The sequence below is a fragment of the Pseudomonas sp. GW821-FHT07G06 genome (genome assembly GCF_058986625.1).
Window position 1 is genome coordinate 83784 of the sequence record NZ_JBYSVW010000019.1, and the last position, 15110, is coordinate 98893.

Sequence of the window (15110 nt, forward strand, 5' to 3'; positions counted from 1 at the left end):
GGCGGCGGCACATTCACATCCAAGTGCCTGACAGACCGCTATCGCGAGCAAGCTCGCTCCCACATTATCCGAGGCGGTGCCAGACGCGACCGTCACGGGTGAGCAATTCTTCGCCGGCCTTCGGGCCGTTTTCCCCGGCGGCATAGCTCTGCACGCTGGCGTCCTGCTGCCAGGCATCGAGGAACGGCTGCACGGCGCGCCAGCCGTTCTCGATGTTGTCGGCGCGCTGAAACAACGTCTGATCGCCGGTCAGGCAATCGTAGATCAGGGTTTCGTAGCCCGTGGACGGCTGCATCTCGAAGAAATCCTTGTAGGCAAACCCCAGCTCGATGTTGTCCATTTTCAGGGCCTGACCGGGACGCTTGGCCAACAGGTCGAACCACATGCCTTCGTTCGGCTGGATCTGAATGCGCAAATAAGTCGGCTGCAACTCATCGACCTCGGTATCGCGAAACTGCGCATAGGGCGCCGGCTTGAAACAGATGACGATCTCGGTGTCACGCACGCTCATGCGCTTGCCGGTGCGCAGGTAGAACGGCACCCCGACCCAGCGCCAGTTATCGATCATGACCTTGAGGGCCACATAGGTTTCGGTATTGCTGTCGGGTGCGACCTTGTCTTCCTGGCGATAGCCCGGCAGCGCCTTGCCGTCGATTTCACCCGCGGCGTATTGGCCGCGCACCGAGTTGGCGCGGGCCTCCTCGACCGTCCAGGGCCTGATCGCGCCGACGACCTTGGCTTTCTCGCCACGCACCGCATCGGCGCCAAACGCGGCGGGAGGTTCCATCGCCACCATCGCCAGCAACTGGAACAGGTGATTGGGCACCATGTCCCGTAGCGCACCCGTGTGCTCATAAAAACTGCCACGGGTTTCCACGCCGACGGTTTCAGCGGCGGTGATCTGCACGTGGTCGATGTAGTGATTGTTCCAGAACGCTTCGAACAGGCTGTTGGAGAACCGGCTGACCAGAATGTTCTGCACGGTCTCTTTGCCCAGGTAGTGATCGATCCGGTAGATCTGCTTTTCCGTCATCACCTTGAGCAGGCAGGCATTCAAGGCCTCGGCCGTTTGCAGGTCGGAGCCGAAGGGCTTTTCGATCACCACCCTTCTGAAGGCCTCGGGGGTTTCTTCCAGCAACCCGGCGGCACCGAGTCGGCGCGCCACCTCACTGAAGAAACGCGGCGCGGTGGCCAGGTAGAACACCGCATTGCCGGTTCCGCTGTCGGCGATTTTCGCCGCCAGCGCTTGATAAGTGCTGTCGTCCAGGAAATCGCCCTGGACGTAGCTGATGCCTTTGGCAAGTCTGGACCAGACCACTGGATCAAGGGTGTGATCACCCTTGCCAGCCATCTCGTTTCGAATGAAGTCTTCGAGCTTTTGCGCAAAACCTTCATCGCTGATGGCGTTGTGGTCAACGCCGATGATCCGCAGTCCATCCCCGAGCAGCCCGTTGCGCTTGAGGTTATACAGCGCCGGCACCAACAGACGCTTGACCAGGTCACCATGGGCGCCAAAAAGAAACAGCGTCGTCGCGGGTGCAGGCTCAGCCTTGGATTTCCTGCGGATCACATGGGTCATTTTTTCGAGGTCTCCACGTGGCCGCCGAAGCCGAAGCGCTGGGCCGAGAGAACCTTGTCGCCAAAGGTGCCCTGGCCGCGCGAGCGGTAGCGGGAAAACAGCGAGTTCGACAGCACCGGCACCGGCACCGCTTGCTCCATCGCCGCTTCGATGGTCCAGCGACCTTCACCGCTGTCGGCCACCGACCCGGAGAAACCGTCGAGCTTCGGATCACTGGCCAGGGCTTCGGCCGTCAGGTCGAGCAACCACGAGGACACCACGCTGCCACGACGCCAGACTTCGGCGATGTCGGCGACGTTCAGGTCGAAACGCTGGTCGGCTGGCAGGCTCTCGCTGTTTTTGGTTTGCAGGATGTCGAAGCCTTCGGCGAAGGCCTGCATCATTCCGTATTCGATGCCGTTGTGGATCATCTTCACGAAATGCCCGGCACCGGCGGGACCGGCGTGAATGTAGCCACGCTCGGCACGATCGTCGTCGGACTTGCGGTCCTTGGTACGCGGGATGTCACCCATGCCCGGGGCCAGGGTTGCGAACAGCGGGTCGAGACGCGTCACGGTCGCGGCATCGCCGCCGATCATCATGCAGTAGCCACGCTCCAGGCCCCAGACGCCGCCGGATGTACCGACGTCGATGTAATGCAGGCCTTTTTCCGCCAGGGTTTTGGCGCGGCGGATATCGTCCTTATAGAAGGTGTTGCCGCCGTCGATGATGGTGTCGCCGGCTTCGAGCAAGGTGCTCAGGGTGTCGATGGTCTCTTCGGTCGGCGCGCCTGCCGGCAGCATGACCCACACCGCGCGCGGCGTGGCCAGGCCAGCGACCAGCGCAGGCAGATCCGTGACGCCGGTGGAACCCTCAGCGGACAGGGCTTCGACAAAGGCGGTATTGCGGTCGTAAACAACGGTGGTGTGCCCGTTGAGCATCAGGCGCCGCGCAATATTGCCGCCCATGCGGCCCAGTCCAATAATCCCGAGTTGCATGTGCTGATGCTCCCTACTACAAATAAAATGTGTGTCAAAGGTTATAGCCCAACGCGACTCATGAGGTTAGTCCAGAGCGTTGGCGTGAAGTTTCCGGGCATTGTGCCCGATCCTGATGGATAACGTCGGGAATCAAGCCGAAGACACAACGACAATGAAAAATAAAAAAGTTCCCTTCCGGAGCAAAAGAAATCAAAATTGGCGCCGATAGTAGATCAGCCGTTGATTTCGACGCGGCTCTACAGTTGAGACACGCCATTTGCGAGGTGAGCAATGGGCACAGTACATACCGCACTGCCAGCACAAACCCTTTACGTCACTATCCGTCGCGATGAATTGCGTCAGTTGAAGGACGAACGCGATCAATTGAAACAGGAGCTGGCGCAGTTGCGACTGCTGCTGCAAACGGGTCAGACGCAACCCCTGGTTGCGGTGCAACGCGCCCCACTCGCCTGATTCCCCCGTCTCAAGCGGGAGCAGTCTGCACTGCTTCCGCACCGGCTCACGCTCTGCCGCCTCCGGCAACTCACGAAATTTTCACAATTGTCTCACGATAATTACAAGTTCCAGGCCGCCCGGTTCCGCGCGGCCCTCGTTCGTCGTCCGCGATTTCCAAGTCCCGGCGGTGGTAGTGAATTCTCGGCTGGAGCGCTGAATGTCTTTGTTCGAACGCAGCAAAACGACTGCGGCAGGTTTTGATTGGGCCGGATTCGTCTGGCTGTTTGTATTCTTCTGGTACTTTTCCGGCATTACCCAACTGTTGATCCAGCTGACGGGCACCTCCGGGTTTACCGGGTTCCGCCAGGCCTTCGTCATGAGCGCCATCTGGCTGGCACCGATGCTGCTGTTCCCCAAACAGACCCGTGTCATGGCTGCCGTGATCGGCGTCGTGCTGTGGGCGTGCTCCATGGCGAGCCTGGGCTACTTCTTCATTTACCAGCAGGAGTTTTCCCAGAGCGTCATCTTCATCATGTTCGAGTCGAACGTGGCTGAAGCCGGCGAGTACATGACCCAGTACTTTGCCTGGTGGATGATCCCGGCGTTCCTGGCCCACACAGCATTCGCCTATTTCCTGTGGACTCGCCTGCGCCCGGTGTACCTGCCCCGTGGCAAGGCGATCACTGCAGCGGTGGCCATTGTCGTGGCAGTGGTCGGTTATCCGCTGATCAAGCAAACCGCGCGCACCGGCAGTTTTGCCGAAGGCTTCGACAAGTTCGAAACCCGCATCGAACCGGCGGTGCCATGGCAGATGGCCGTGGCCTATCACCGTTACCTGGAAACCCTGGCCGGCATGCAGGACATGCTCAACAGCGCCAGCAGGATTGCACCGCTGCACAACCTCAAGGACGCCACGGCCAACACGCCTGCGACCCTGGTGCTGGTGATCGGCGAGTCCACCAACCGTCAGCGCATGAGCCTGTACGGTTACCCACGGCAAACCACGCCGGAACTGGACAAGCTCAAGGATCAACTGGACGTTTTCGACAACGTCATCACCCCGCGCCCCTACACCATTGAAGCGCTGCAACAGGTCCTGACCTTCGCCGACGAAGAAAACCCGGACCTGTACCTGTCGACGCCATCGCTGGTCAGCATGATGAAACAGGCCGGTTACAAAACCTTCTGGATCACCAACCAGCAGACCATGACCAAGCGCAACACCATGCTCACGACCTTCTCCGAACAGGCCGACGAACAGGTGTACCTGAACAACAACCGCAACCAGAACGCCGCGCAGTACGACGGCGACGTGATAGAGCCGTTCAACAAGGCCCTGGCCGACGAGGCACCGCGCAAACTCATCGTCGTGCATCTGCTCGGCACGCACATGAGCTACCAGTACCGCTACCCGTCGACCTTCGACAGGTTCCAGGACCGCAATGGCGTTCCGGCTGGCGTACGTGACGATCAGGTGCCGACATACAACAGCTATGACAATGCCGTGCTGTACAACGACTTCGTGGTGTCCAGCCTGATCAAGGACTACGCCAGAACCGATCCGAACGGCTTCCTGCTGTACCTCTCCGACCATGGCGAAGACGTGTTCGATTCCGCGGGTCACAGTACCCTGGGGCGCAACGAGAATAAGCCGACGGCGCCGATGTACACCATTCCGTTCATGGCCTGGGCTTCGCCGAAATGGCGGGCAGGCCATGACTGGACCCTCGCCGGCGATCTGTCGCGTCCTTACAGCAGCTCTCACCTGATCCACACCTGGGCCGATCTGGCAGGCCTGAGCTTCGACGAACTCGACCGCAGCAAGAGTGTGGTCAGCGACAGTTTCAAGGCCCGGCCATTGATGATCGGCAACCCCTATGAGCGTGAGCAGCGCGCGCTGATCGACTTCAGCCTGATGAAGCCGAAAACGTCACCCGCGGTCGTTCAGCAGTAATCCTTTCAGGGGCCGGTTCCGGCCCCTTTTTCATGGGAAGGCAAGCGATGAAGTTAATTCCCATTTAAGCGAATCGGCGGATAATGCCATTTCGACACTGCTTCATTGATTCATGGACGAAAGGCATCCGACATCTTGAGTGGGAGGCATACCATGAAACGCACCGCCGTGATCCTCGCCGGCCTGATGGCGCTGGGTTCGACCAGCGCATTCGCCGAAGGTGGAGCCGAACGCATGCGCTATTACTACGAAAGTCTGCGACTGGCCCAGCAAGCAGCCCTCGGCCATCCGATCCAAAGCACCGAACTACGGGTGCCTGACGATCAAACCGCGCAAATGACAGAAACCTACAGACCGAAATGATCCTTTGATTGCGGCTCTACAGTCGCAGAAGACCGTTTGGGCGTCCTGATGGACGCCCTTTTTTTGGGGTCTCACGCATACCCGGGACACTGACACTGTAGGAGCCAACCTGCTGGCGATGGCCCCAAGTGCGCCGCGTTCATCCCGCTCACCCGCGTCATCGTTAACGACCATCGCAGGCTGCGCCAGCTCCTACATCGACCGCGTACACCCGTGATCAAAGGGCGTAGGCCAATCCCGTAGGAGCTGCCGAAGGCTGCGATCTTTTGACGTTTAAAAATCAAAAGATCGCAGGCTGCGCCAGCTCCTACATCGACCGCGTACACCCGTGATCAAAAGGCGTACGCCAATCCTGTAGGAGCTGCCGAAGGCTGCGATCTTTTGACGTTTAAAAATCAAAAGATCGCAGGCTGCGCCAGCTCCTACATTGACCGCGTACACCCGTGATCAAAGGGCCTACACCAATCCCGTAGGAGCTGCCGAAGGCTGCGATCTTTTGACGTTTGAAGATCAAAAGATCGCAGGCTGCGCCAGCTCCTACAGGGGACCGCGCCCACGGGGAAAGTGAAAAACCCAAAAAAACGTTCTGTCGAGTTAGAGGCTCTTGGTCCAGAACAGCATGCGTCCATGGGCCGGGTCGAACATGCCGGCGGCGAAACCGGCCTTTTCATAAGCTCCCTGCGCCACGGCATTGCCTTCCAGCACTTCCAGGGTGAGCTTGCAGCAGCCACGCTGACGGGCAATGTCCTCGACCTTTTGCAGCATCTTCTGGCTCAGGCCCAGGCCGCGAAATTTTTTTACCACCGACACGTCGTGCACATTGACCAGCGGCCGGCAGGCAAAGGTCGAGAACCCCTCGAAGCAATTGACCAACCCGGCCGGTTCGCCCCCGACAAAGGCCAGCACACTGAAAGCGTGGGGGCGCCTGGCAAGCTCTGCCGGGAGTTGCTCCAGTACATGGGCCGGCAACGGCTGGCCGCCCCCCATCGGGTCCTCGGCGTAGTGGTTCAACACCAGACAAATAGCCTCGGCATGCACCGGATTGGTGTAGCTGGCCTGAAGCACAAGAATTTCTGCGGAGTCCATTTCCATCCTCGATCACACATGAAGTAGCCCCCAGCATGTATTTCACGCTGAAGTGCCGGCGGACCATAGCGCGAGCACCCGGGTATCGACAATCACCACCGCGCAATTCTTTGGCGTTCAAACGCCCCAGATCAATGCTTCCGTCCACCCCAGCTCGGCAAAATCCTCGGCCCGCAAGTGCGACTCGCCGGCGCAGAAAAACTCGTCGAGTTGCGGCGGCTTGACCGAGGTGCCGCTGAGCATGGCGTGAACCTGGCCGCGATGATGGATCTGGTGTTCGAACAGATGGGACAGCAGGCGCAGACGGCTGTCGTGTTGCGGCGTGTCGCGGGCGATGGTCACGATTTTGCCGAGGCTGGCGTCGCGCAGCTGCTCGCAGTAAGCGATCAATCGACGGTCGACATGGGCCTGTTCACGAACCAGGTCCGACGCGATGAGGCAGGGTTCGTCTTCCTTGAAAAACACCCGGCAATCGGGATGCGGATCGTCTCCGCGCATTTCGCGCTCCAGCGCATCCACATAAAACCAGTCGCAGGTGAGGATGTGGTTGAGGGTCGCGCGGATGCTGGGGAAAAAGCTGACCCGTGCGGCGATCAACTCCTGCGCGCTCAACTGCCTCCAGGCCTTGGCCAGTCGGTGGTTGGCCCAGGCATTCTGATAAGCCATGGTCAGCAGGTGGTGCGACAGGGGCTGATTCATGTGTGCTGCTCCCGATCAGACTTCGGTAAACCGTTGCAACTGCATTTCCTGCAATCGACTGAGGGTACGGCGGAACGGGAATTCCAGATAACCCTCGGTATAAAGTGCTGCCATCGGCACTTGCGCCTCAAGGTACAGCGGCACCTTGCGGTCGTAGCACTCGTCCACCAGCGCGATGAAACGCCTTACGCCGTCGTCATGCACCGACAATTGCGGCAGCTCGCGGTCCCCCGCTTCCACCCGCTCGACACCGTCCTCGGTACCGCGGGCAATGCGCCCGGCACGTTTTTGCGCGCTGAGGTTGGGTACGTCCCCCAACAGAATAGCGCCGTAGGTATCGCACAGGGCGATGAAATCCATGGCTGCGAAGGGTTGCTCGCACAGCGCGGCGTAGCGGGTCCAGAGCACGGTCGGGCTGGCCTTGACCACTTCCAGCGAGCGGTAACCGACCGGGACCGGCTCGCACGATGCCGACTGGCCGTCGCTCAACGTCTGGAACACCTCTCCCAGCGCACCGGGCTTGCCTGGGTCCGCCACCCAATAGCGCTGTGAAGCGGCCCCCGGATGCAGGCGATGGTCTTCCCCGCCATCCACCGCAATCACCTGCATGTGTTGCTTGATCGCGGCGATGGCGGGCATGAAACGGTCACGATTGAAGCCGTCGGCGTACAACTGGTCCGGCGGCAGGTTGGAGGTGCAGACCACCACTACGCCCTGCTCGAACATCACCTGGAACAGGCGCCCGAGAATGATCGCGTCGCCGATGTCATTGACGAACAACTCGTCGAAACACAGCACGCGCACTGCTTCGGACAACTCACGGGCCAACGCCTTGAGCGGGTCGGCGGTGCCGGTCAGTTGAAACGAACGCTGGTGCACCCAGCCCATGAAGTGGTGAAAGTGCTGGCGCCGCGCCGGTACTCGCAGGCTTTGGTAGAACTGGTCCATCAACCAGGTCTTACCCCGCCCCACCGGCCCCCACAGGTATACGCCGGAAACGGGTGAGCGGCCTTCATGCAGCGCTTCGTGGCATTTTTGCAACGCCCATACGGCATGCTCCTGGGCTTCGTCCTGGACGAAGCCCTTTTGCTCGATCGCGTGCTGCCAGGCGCTTAAGGGGGATTCGATAGTCATGGGCGGCAGTATGCCATTGCGCATTGATGCCGTGACCGGCGATCGGCGGTTTTGTGCAGGAAAGAAATGCACCTTGACGATTTAAATGATCGGCATAATATTTAATACATGTCACGCATCATTTATAAATCCTGCCGTCATCCCTCTGGAGTTATCCCATGCATTACAAAGTTTTCGGTCGTAAAACCGGCTTGCGAGTGTCCGAACTGGCCCTGGGCGCCGGCAATTTCGGTACCGGCTGGGGCCATGGTGCCGAGCGTGACGAAGCCAGGCGCATTTTTGATGGCTACCTTGAAGCCGGCGGCAACTTCATCGACACCGCCAATGGCTATCAGGGCGGACAGTCCGAAGCCATGCTCAGCGAATTCATCCAGGCGGAACGGGATAGCCTGGTCATCGCCACCAAATACACTCTGGGGACTACACCGGCGGCCGGTATTTCCCACACCGGCAACAGCCGCAAGAACATGGTGCGCGCCGTCGAAGAGAGCCTTAAACGACTGAAGACCGATCACATCGACCTGTTCTGGGCCCACATGAGCGACGGCGTCACCCCCATGGAAGAGATCCTGCGCGGCTTCGACGACCTGGTCAGTGCCGGCAAGATTCACTATGCCGGGCTGTCGAACTTCCCCGCGTGGCGTATCGCCCGTGCCGACCTGCTGGCCGAAGTCCGAGGTTTTGCGCCGATCGCTGCGATCCAGGTCGAATACAGCCTCGCCGAACGCAGCGCCGAGCGCGAACAACTGCCGATGGCCGAAGCCCTTGGCCTGGCCGCGACGCTGTGGTCGCCGCTGGGTGGTGGCTTCCTGACCGGCAAGTATCGCAACAGTGAAGGTGACAATCGCGCAAACAAGCTCGGCGTGCTGATTCATGCTGAAAAAAGCGCCCGCGAAACCGCCCTGCTCGACACCTTGATCGACGTCGCCGCAGAACTCGACGCCAGCCCGACCCACGTGGCCATTGCCTGGTTGCGGGAAAAGGCCAGGCGCTCGACCACGGCGCTGATTCCAATCCTCGGCTCTCGTACTCGTGAGCAACTGGACGCCACGCTGGGCGCGCTGAATGTGCAGTTGAGCGCTGATCAGCTGGCACGGCTGGACGGTGTCAGTGACGTGGCCAAAGGCGTGCCGCACGAATCCATTGCCGGTTCGTTCGCGCGGTTCAGTGGTGGCAGGGTCCTCGACCTGCCAATCATTCCCGTCGCCTGACACAAATCCAGACTGTGGGAGCGAGCCTGCTCGCGAATGGGGAGTGTCAGTCTACCGCTGCACCCACTGACACACCGCTTTCGCGAGCAGGCTCGCTCCCACAGAGGGATTGTGTTTTACCGATCGACCTTATGCCTGGCCGCATACAGACACAGCATCTCCATCGCCAGCGTCGCCGCCGCCAGCGAGGTGATCTCCGCACTGTCATAGGCCGGCGCCACTTCCACCACGTCCATGCCCACCAGATTGATCCCGCGCAGGCCGCCGAGGATCTCCAGCGCCTGCACCGTGCTCAGGCCGCCGCACACCGGCGTTCCTGTACCCGGAGCGAACGCCGGATCGAGGCAGTCGATGTCGAAGGTCAGGTACACCGGGTTATCGCCGACCCGCTCGCGAATCGCCTCGACAATCGCTTCGCAGCCACGGCGATGCACTTGCCGCGCGTCCAGTACCTGAAAGCCCTGGTGATCGTCATTGGTGGTGCGCAAGCCGATTTGCACCGAGCGCGACGGATCCACCAGCCCTTCCCTGGCCGCGTGCCAGAACATGGTGCCGTGGTCGATGCGCTTGCCCTCTTCGTCCGGCCAGGTGTCGCTGTGAGCATCGAAGTGGATCAGCGACAATGCCCCGTGCTTGCGGGCATGGGCCTTGAGCAGCGGATAGGTAATGAAGTGGTCGCCGCCAAAGGTCAGCATCGCCGTGCCGGCGTTGAGGATGTGCTCGGCGTGGGCCTCGATGCATTCCGGCGTCGATTGCGGCGAACCGTAATCGAATTTGCAATCGCCGAAATCGATTACTGCCAGATGATCGAACGGATCGAAGGCCCACGGCCAGTGCCGTTCCCAGGCGATCCCGGCGGAGGCGGCGCGAATGCCCCGTGGTCCGAAGCGTGCGCCGGGGCGGTTGCTGGTGGCGGTGTCGAACGGCACACCGCTGACCGCCACGTCGACCCCGCGCAAGTCACGGCTGTAGCGGCGACGCATGAAACTGGTGATACCGGCGTAGGTGCTTTCGGCGGCCGTGCCGTAAAGGCTGTCACGGGTAAGGGCTTGATCGTTTTGCATCGGGACGTCCATTGAAGGCTCCTTTTTCTTATTGGCGACTACGGAAGGTGGTCCACAGGCGGGTGCGCTGACGCAGGTCCTTGAGGTTCATGCTGCGGTCGGCGTACAGCCGCTCGCGCACATCGGCCAACGGGTAGATGTCCGGGTCGGTGCGCACCGCTTCATCCACCAGCGGCGTGGCGGCCTGGTTCGCCGTGGCGAAGAACAGGGTGTTGGTCAGTGCCGCCACGGACTCGGGGCGCAACATGAACTCGATAAAGGCACGGGCGGCTTCGGGGTGCGGCGCGTCCTTTGGAATCGCCAGGTTGTCCTGCCAGACGAGGGTGCCCTCCCGGGGAATCCGGTAGGCAATTTCATAGGGTTTGTTGGCTTTGCGCGCCTGGTCGGCAGCCATGCTCGCGTCACCGTTGTAGGTCAACGCCAGGCACACGCTGCCATTGGCCAGGTCGCTGATCTGCCGCCCAGTGGCGACGTACAGCACGTTCGGCTGCAGCTGATGCAACAACGCCACGGCGGCTGACAGATCGTTCTTGTCGGTGCTGTAGGGATCTTTACCCAGGTAATGCAGAGCGAGTCCGATCACCTCCTGGGGCGAATCGAGAATGGCGATGCCGCAATCCTTCAGCTTGCTCGCGTACTCGGGTTTGAACAGCAGGTCCAGGCTGTTGAGCGGTACGTCCGGCAAGCGCTGCTTGAGCGCCTCGACATTCATGCCCAAACCCAGGGTGCCCCAGGTGTAAGGCACGCCATAGCGGTTGCCGGGATCGACGACGGCGAGCTTTTCCAGCAAATCCGGATCGAGGTTGGCGTAACCCTTGAGGCCTTCGTGGGGAATCGGTTTCAACGCCCCGGCGGCAAGGCCCCGGGCCAGCACGCTGGAGGACGGCACCACCACGTCATAACCGCTGCCGCCGGTGAGCAATTTGGTCTCCAGCACTTCCGAAGAGTCAAAGGTGTCGTAGCGCACATGGATGCCGGTTTCCTGCTCGAACCGTTGCAGGGTTTCGGGGGCGACGTAACCGGCCCAACTGTACAGATTGACCACCTTGTCCTCGGCCTGGGCCACCGCGGCCATGGCAAGGAACAGCGCGGGTAAACACAGCTTGAACATGGGAGCCATGACGAACACCTGACCAGAGGAAGTGGTTGCAGGATGCGTCGTCGGATACATTGGTAAAATATCAAGTTAATTAACCTGACTTTATGACGGAGTAATGTTTGATGCTCGGCCAACTGCATGATCTGGACCTGCACCTGTTGCGTCTGTTTGTCAGCGTGGTGGAGTGCGGCGGTTTCAGCGCCGCCCAGGGCCAACTGGGGTTGAGCCAGTCGAGCATCAGCCAGCAAATGGCCAGGCTGGAAACCCGCCTCGGTTATCGGCTGTGCAGTCGCGGTAAAGGCGGGTTCAGGATCACGCCCAAGGGCGAACAACTCCTCAGCGCCACCCGGGGCTTGTTCGAGTCCATCGAAGCCTTCCGCCATCAATCCAACGGCGTCGCCGGGCGTTTGATCGGCGAAGTGCGTCTGGGCCTGTCCGAGGCGCTGGATCAATCGGTGCTGCAGCGGGTGGCCGAGGCGATCCGGCGCTTTCGTGAACGGGACGAGTCGGTGCGCATCGAGCTGATCAGCGCCATGCCCGGCGAGATGGAGCGCTTGCTGCTGCAACAGCGGCTGGACCTGGCCATCGGCTACTTCTCGCAGGTGCAAAGCGCGTTTGACTACCGCGAACTGTTCATTGAAACCCAGCACCTGTATTGCGCCCCCGGCCATCCGCTGTTCACCAACGCAAACCCGGACGATCAGGACCTGCAGGCCAGCGACCGGGTCGGTCACCCCTACCGTTTCCTGCGCAGTGACGAGCCCTTTCAGGGCGAGCGGTGTTCGGCCCGCTCGGAGCAGGTCGAAGGCACCCTCGCCTTCATCCTGTCCGGCAAGCATGTCGGTTATCTGCCCAGCCACTTCGCCCGCACCTGGGAAGACAAGGGATTGCTGCGGTCGGTGCGGCGCAGCGACATGAGTTTCGATGTCGCGTTTCACCTGGCCCGGCACCGGGCGCAGGTGGCCGGTGATGCGCAGAAGGCCTTCGAAGAGGATCTGCTCGCGGCGTTTGCCTGAATCCGCCGTGGTCTACGCTGTAACAATGCCGGACATCCACATGCAAAAATGCACAGATAACCTGCACTTATCCGACTTGTACACGGCAAATTTGCACTGATACGATCCGCCATCGCTCGCGCGCGAGCATCTCGATAAAGAACAATAAAAGCAGGGAGTTAGTGATGACTGCTCAGGTTACATCGAAGGGGACGCTGTCCATGGATGCCATGCAAAACGAAGTGCTGGCCGAGGTTCGCAACCACATCGGTCACCTGACCCTCAACCGCCCCGCCGGCCTCAATGCCCTGACCCTGGACATGGTGCGCAACCTGCACCGCCAGCTCGACGCCTGGGCACACGACCCGCAAGTGCATGCGGTGGTCCTGCGCGGTGCCGGCGAAAAAGCCTTCTGCGCCGGCGGCGACATTCGTTCGCTGCATGACAGCTTCAAAAGTGGCGACACCCTGCACGAAGATTTCTTCGTCGAGGAATACGCCCTCGACCTCGCGATCCACCATTACCGCAAACCGGTGCTGGCGCTGATGGACGGTTTTGTCCTCGGCGGCGGCATGGGCCTGGTGCAAGGCGCAGACCTGCGCGTGGTCACCGAGAAAAGCCGCCTGGCCATGCCGGAAGTCGGCATCGGCTATTTCCCGGACGTCGGCGGCAGTTACTTCCTGCCGCGCATTCCCGGTGAGCTGGGAATTTACCTGGGCGTCAGCGGCGTGCAGATTCGCGCCGCCGATGCGCTGTATTGCGGCCTGGCCGACTGGTACCTCGAAAGCGCCAGGCTGGGCACGCTGGACGAAAAACTCGACCAGCTCGAATGGCATGACACGCCGCTCAAGGACCTGCAGGGCCTGCTGGCAACACTCGCCGTGCAGCAACTGCCCGACGCGCCGTTGAGTGTGTTGCGTCCGGCCATCGACCACTTCTTCGCCCAACCCGACGTGCCGAGTATCGTAGAGCAACTACGCCAGGTAACGGTCGCCGACAGCCATGAGTGGGCCCTCACCACCGCCGACCTGCTGGAAACCCGCTCACCGCTGGCCATGGCCGTGACCCTGGAAATGCTCCGTCGCGGACGCGAGCTGCCCCTTGAACAATGTTTCGCCCTTGAGCTGCACCTGGACCGCCAGTGGTTCGAGCGCGGTGACCTGATCGAAGGCGTGCGCGCCTTGCTGATCGACAAAGACAAGACACCACGCTGGAACCCGCCCACCCTCCAGGCGCTGGACGCCGAACACGTGGCGAGCTTCTTCAGCGGGTTTGACCGGAACGAGGGCTGAGCCATGCACGATATCGAATTGAGCGAAGAGCAAGTGATGATCCGCGACATGGCCCGGGATTTTGCCCGTGGCGAAATCGCGCCCCATGCCCAGGCCTGGGAAAAGGCCGGCTGGATCGATGACGGTCTGGTGGCGAAGATGGGTGAGTTGGGCCTGCTGGGCATGGTGGTCCCCGAGGAATGGGGCGGCACCTATGTCGACTACGTGGCCTATGCGCTGGCGGTAGAAGAGATTTCCGCCGGCGACGGCGCGACCGGCGCCTTCATGAGCATCCACAACTCCGTGGGCTGCGGGCCGGTGCTCAACTACGGCAGCGAAGAACAGAAACAGACCTGGCTGGCGGACCTGGCCAGCGGAAAGGTCATCGGCTGCTTCTGCCTGACCGAACCCCAGGCCGGTTCCGAAGCGCACAACCTGCGCACCCGCGCCGAACTGCGCGACGGCCAATGGGTGATCAACGGCGCCAAGCAATTCGTCAGCAACGGCAAGCGGGCCAAGCTGGCGATTGTATTTGCCGTGACCGATCCGGACCTGGGCAAGCGTGGCATCTCGGCGTTCCTGGTACCGACCGATACCGCCGGTTTTATCGTTGACCGCACTGAACACAAAATGGGTATCCGCGCGTCCGACACCTGCGCCGTCACCCTGAACAACTGCACCATCCCCGAAGCCAATCTGCTGGGTGAACGCGGCAAGGGCCTGGCCATCGCCCTGTCCAACCTCGAAGGCGGTCGTATCGGCATCGCCGCCCAGGCGCTGGGCATCGCCCGCGCGGCGTTCGAAGCGGCGCTGGCCTATTCCCGTGACCGGGTGCAGTTTGGCAAGACGATCAACGAACACCAGAGCATCGCCAACCTGCTGGCCGACATGCACATGCAACTGAACGCCGCACGGTTGATGATCCTGCACGCTGCGCGCCTGCGCACGGCCGGCAAGCCCTGCCTGTCGGAGGCGTCACAGGCCAAGCTGTTTGCGTCGGAAATGGCGGAAAAGGTCTGTTCGTCCGCGATTCAGATTCATGGCGGGTACGGGTATCTGGAAGATTATCCGGTGGAGAAGTACTACCGGGATGCGCGGATCACGCAGATCTACGAAGGTTCGAGCGAGATTCAGCGGATGGTGATTGCCCGTGAACTGAAGAACTATCTGGTTTGAAGCCCTGTAGGAGCGAGCTCGCTCGCGATGGTGGTCAACGATGACGCGGGGCGCCTGAATCAAC

14 protein-coding genes are annotated in these 15110 nt (G+C 61.0%); 7 read left to right on the forward strand and 7 right to left on the reverse strand.

Features of this window, described 5'->3' with window-relative positions:
- Nucleotides 1-64: 64 nt before the first annotated feature.
- Together zwf and gnd are read right to left on the reverse strand one after the other, a co-directional pair.
- The gene (gene zwf / locus AC3WJW_RS25740; protein ID WP_102700760.1) at nt 65-1579 is read right to left on the reverse strand and encodes a glucose-6-phosphate dehydrogenase; all 1515 of its coding nucleotides are present in this window, start codon (nt 1577-1579) and stop codon (nt 65-67) included.
- Complete coding sequence (gene gnd, locus AC3WJW_RS25745) at nt 1576-2580, reverse strand: phosphogluconate dehydrogenase (NAD(+)-dependent, decarboxylating) (protein ID WP_493727970.1); 1005 nt, start codon at nt 2578-2580, stop codon at nt 1576-1578. Before gnd ends, zwf begins: the two co-directional genes overlap by 4 nt.
- 249 nt (nt 2581-2829) lie before the next feature.
- Here gnd and AC3WJW_RS25750 point away from each other — a divergent pair, with 249 nt between their 5' ends.
- From AC3WJW_RS25750 to AC3WJW_RS25760, 3 genes are all read left to right on the forward strand, one after another.
- Nucleotides 2830-3012 carry a DUF6026 family protein gene (locus AC3WJW_RS25750; RefSeq protein ID WP_095966680.1) on the forward strand — a complete coding sequence of 61 codons (183 nt, stop codon included), beginning with the start codon at nt 2830-2832 and terminating at the stop codon, nt 3010-3012.
- 199 nt (nt 3013-3211) lie between these two features.
- Nucleotides 3212-4948: a phosphoethanolamine transferase CptA gene (locus AC3WJW_RS25755; RefSeq protein ID WP_493727927.1), complete on the forward strand. Its 1737-nt coding sequence runs from the start codon at nt 3212-3214 to the stop codon at nt 4946-4948.
- Nucleotides 4949-5101: 153 nt separating this feature from the next.
- Nucleotides 5102-5311: a hypothetical protein gene (locus AC3WJW_RS25760; protein ID WP_429387525.1), complete on the forward strand. Its 210-nt coding sequence runs from the start codon at nt 5102-5104 to the stop codon at nt 5309-5311.
- A 594-nt stretch (nt 5312-5905) separates the two neighbouring features.
- Here AC3WJW_RS25760 and AC3WJW_RS25765 read toward each other — a convergent pair.
- The 3 genes from AC3WJW_RS25765 to zapE form a co-directional block, all read right to left on the reverse strand.
- Nucleotides 5906-6397, reverse strand: coding sequence for a GNAT family N-acetyltransferase (locus AC3WJW_RS25765; protein ID WP_493727928.1), 492 nt, complete (start codon nt 6395-6397; stop codon nt 5906-5908).
- A 117-nt stretch (nt 6398-6514) separates the two neighbouring features.
- On the reverse strand, nt 6515-7096 hold the full coding sequence (locus tag AC3WJW_RS25770) for a DinB family protein (protein ID WP_493727929.1): 582 nt from the start codon (nt 7094-7096) through the stop codon (nt 6515-6517).
- A gap of 15 nt (nt 7097-7111) precedes the next feature.
- Complete coding sequence (gene zapE, locus AC3WJW_RS25775; RefSeq protein ID WP_493727930.1) at nt 7112-8230, reverse strand: cell division protein ZapE; 1119 nt, start codon at nt 8228-8230, stop codon at nt 7112-7114.
- Between the two features lie 158 nt (nt 8231-8388).
- Between zapE and AC3WJW_RS25780 the strand changes: the two genes are divergently transcribed.
- Complete coding sequence (locus AC3WJW_RS25780) at nt 8389-9441, forward strand: aldo/keto reductase (protein WP_493727931.1); 1053 nt, start codon at nt 8389-8391, stop codon at nt 9439-9441.
- Nucleotides 9442-9557: 116 nt separating this feature from the next.
- Here the strand turns inward: AC3WJW_RS25780 and speB are convergent, their stop codons facing one another.
- Together speB and AC3WJW_RS25790 are read right to left on the reverse strand one after the other, a co-directional pair.
- Complete coding sequence (gene speB / locus AC3WJW_RS25785) at nt 9558-10517, reverse strand: agmatinase (RefSeq protein WP_493727932.1); 960 nt, start codon at nt 10515-10517, stop codon at nt 9558-9560.
- A gap of 16 nt (nt 10518-10533) precedes the next feature.
- A complete protein-coding gene (locus AC3WJW_RS25790) occupies nt 10534-11625 on the reverse strand; it encodes a polyamine ABC transporter substrate-binding protein (RefSeq protein WP_493727933.1) in 1092 nt (363 codons plus the stop codon).
- Nucleotides 11626-11726: 101 nt separating this feature from the next.
- Here AC3WJW_RS25790 and AC3WJW_RS25795 point away from each other — a divergent pair, with 101 nt between their 5' ends.
- The 3 genes from AC3WJW_RS25795 (at nt 11727) to AC3WJW_RS25805 (ending at nt 15046) form a co-directional block, all read left to right on the forward strand.
- The gene (locus AC3WJW_RS25795; RefSeq protein WP_493727934.1) at nt 11727-12620 is read left to right on the forward strand and encodes a LysR family transcriptional regulator; all 894 of its coding nucleotides are present in this window, start codon (nt 11727-11729) and stop codon (nt 12618-12620) included.
- A 164-nt stretch (nt 12621-12784) separates the two neighbouring features.
- Nucleotides 12785-13891 carry an enoyl-CoA hydratase/isomerase family protein gene (locus AC3WJW_RS25800; RefSeq protein WP_493727935.1) on the forward strand — a complete coding sequence of 369 codons (1107 nt, stop codon included), beginning with the start codon at nt 12785-12787 and terminating at the stop codon, nt 13889-13891.
- A gap of 3 nt (nt 13892-13894) precedes the next feature.
- Nucleotides 13895-15046, forward strand: a complete 1152-nt coding sequence (locus tag AC3WJW_RS25805) for an acyl-CoA dehydrogenase family protein (RefSeq protein ID WP_007970104.1) — start codon at nt 13895-13897, stop codon at nt 15044-15046.
- Nucleotides 15047-15110: the final 64 nt, after the last annotated feature.

Bases quoted from the DNA above. Each gene is read 5' to 3' on its own strand.
- AC3WJW_RS25760 (WP_429387525.1), top strand. From the start codon at position 5,102: ATGAAACGCACCGCCGTGATCCTCGCCGGCCTGATGGCGCTGGGTTCG.
- AC3WJW_RS25805 (WP_007970104.1), top strand. From the start codon at position 13,895: ATGCACGATATCGAATTGAGCGAAGAGCAAGTGATGATCCGCGACATG.
- AC3WJW_RS25800 (WP_493727935.1), top strand. From the start codon at position 12,785: ATGACTGCTCAGGTTACATCGAAGGGGACGCTGTCCATGGATGCCATG.
- AC3WJW_RS25790 (WP_493727933.1), bottom strand. From the start codon at position 11,625: ATGGCTCCCATGTTCAAGCTGTGTTTACCCGCGCTGTTCCTTGCCATG.
- AC3WJW_RS25755 (WP_493727927.1), top strand. From the start codon at position 3,212: ATGTCTTTGTTCGAACGCAGCAAAACGACTGCGGCAGGTTTTGATTGG.
- AC3WJW_RS25750 (WP_095966680.1), top strand. From the start codon at position 2,830: ATGGGCACAGTACATACCGCACTGCCAGCACAAACCCTTTACGTCACT.
- AC3WJW_RS25765 (WP_493727928.1), bottom strand. From the start codon at position 6,397: ATGGACTCCGCAGAAATTCTTGTGCTTCAGGCCAGCTACACCAATCCG.
- zwf (WP_102700760.1), bottom strand. From the start codon at position 1,579: ATGACCCATGTGATCCGCAGGAAATCCAAGGCTGAGCCTGCACCCGCG.
- AC3WJW_RS25780 (WP_493727931.1), top strand. From the start codon at position 8,389: ATGCATTACAAAGTTTTCGGTCGTAAAACCGGCTTGCGAGTGTCCGAA.
- AC3WJW_RS25795 (WP_493727934.1), top strand. From the start codon at position 11,727: ATGCTCGGCCAACTGCATGATCTGGACCTGCACCTGTTGCGTCTGTTT.
- speB (WP_493727932.1), bottom strand. From the start codon at position 10,517: ATGGACGTCCCGATGCAAAACGATCAAGCCCTTACCCGTGACAGCCTT.
- zapE (WP_493727930.1), bottom strand. From the start codon at position 8,230: ATGACTATCGAATCCCCCTTAAGCGCCTGGCAGCACGCGATCGAGCAA.
- AC3WJW_RS25770 (WP_493727929.1), bottom strand. From the start codon at position 7,096: ATGAATCAGCCCCTGTCGCACCACCTGCTGACCATGGCTTATCAGAAT.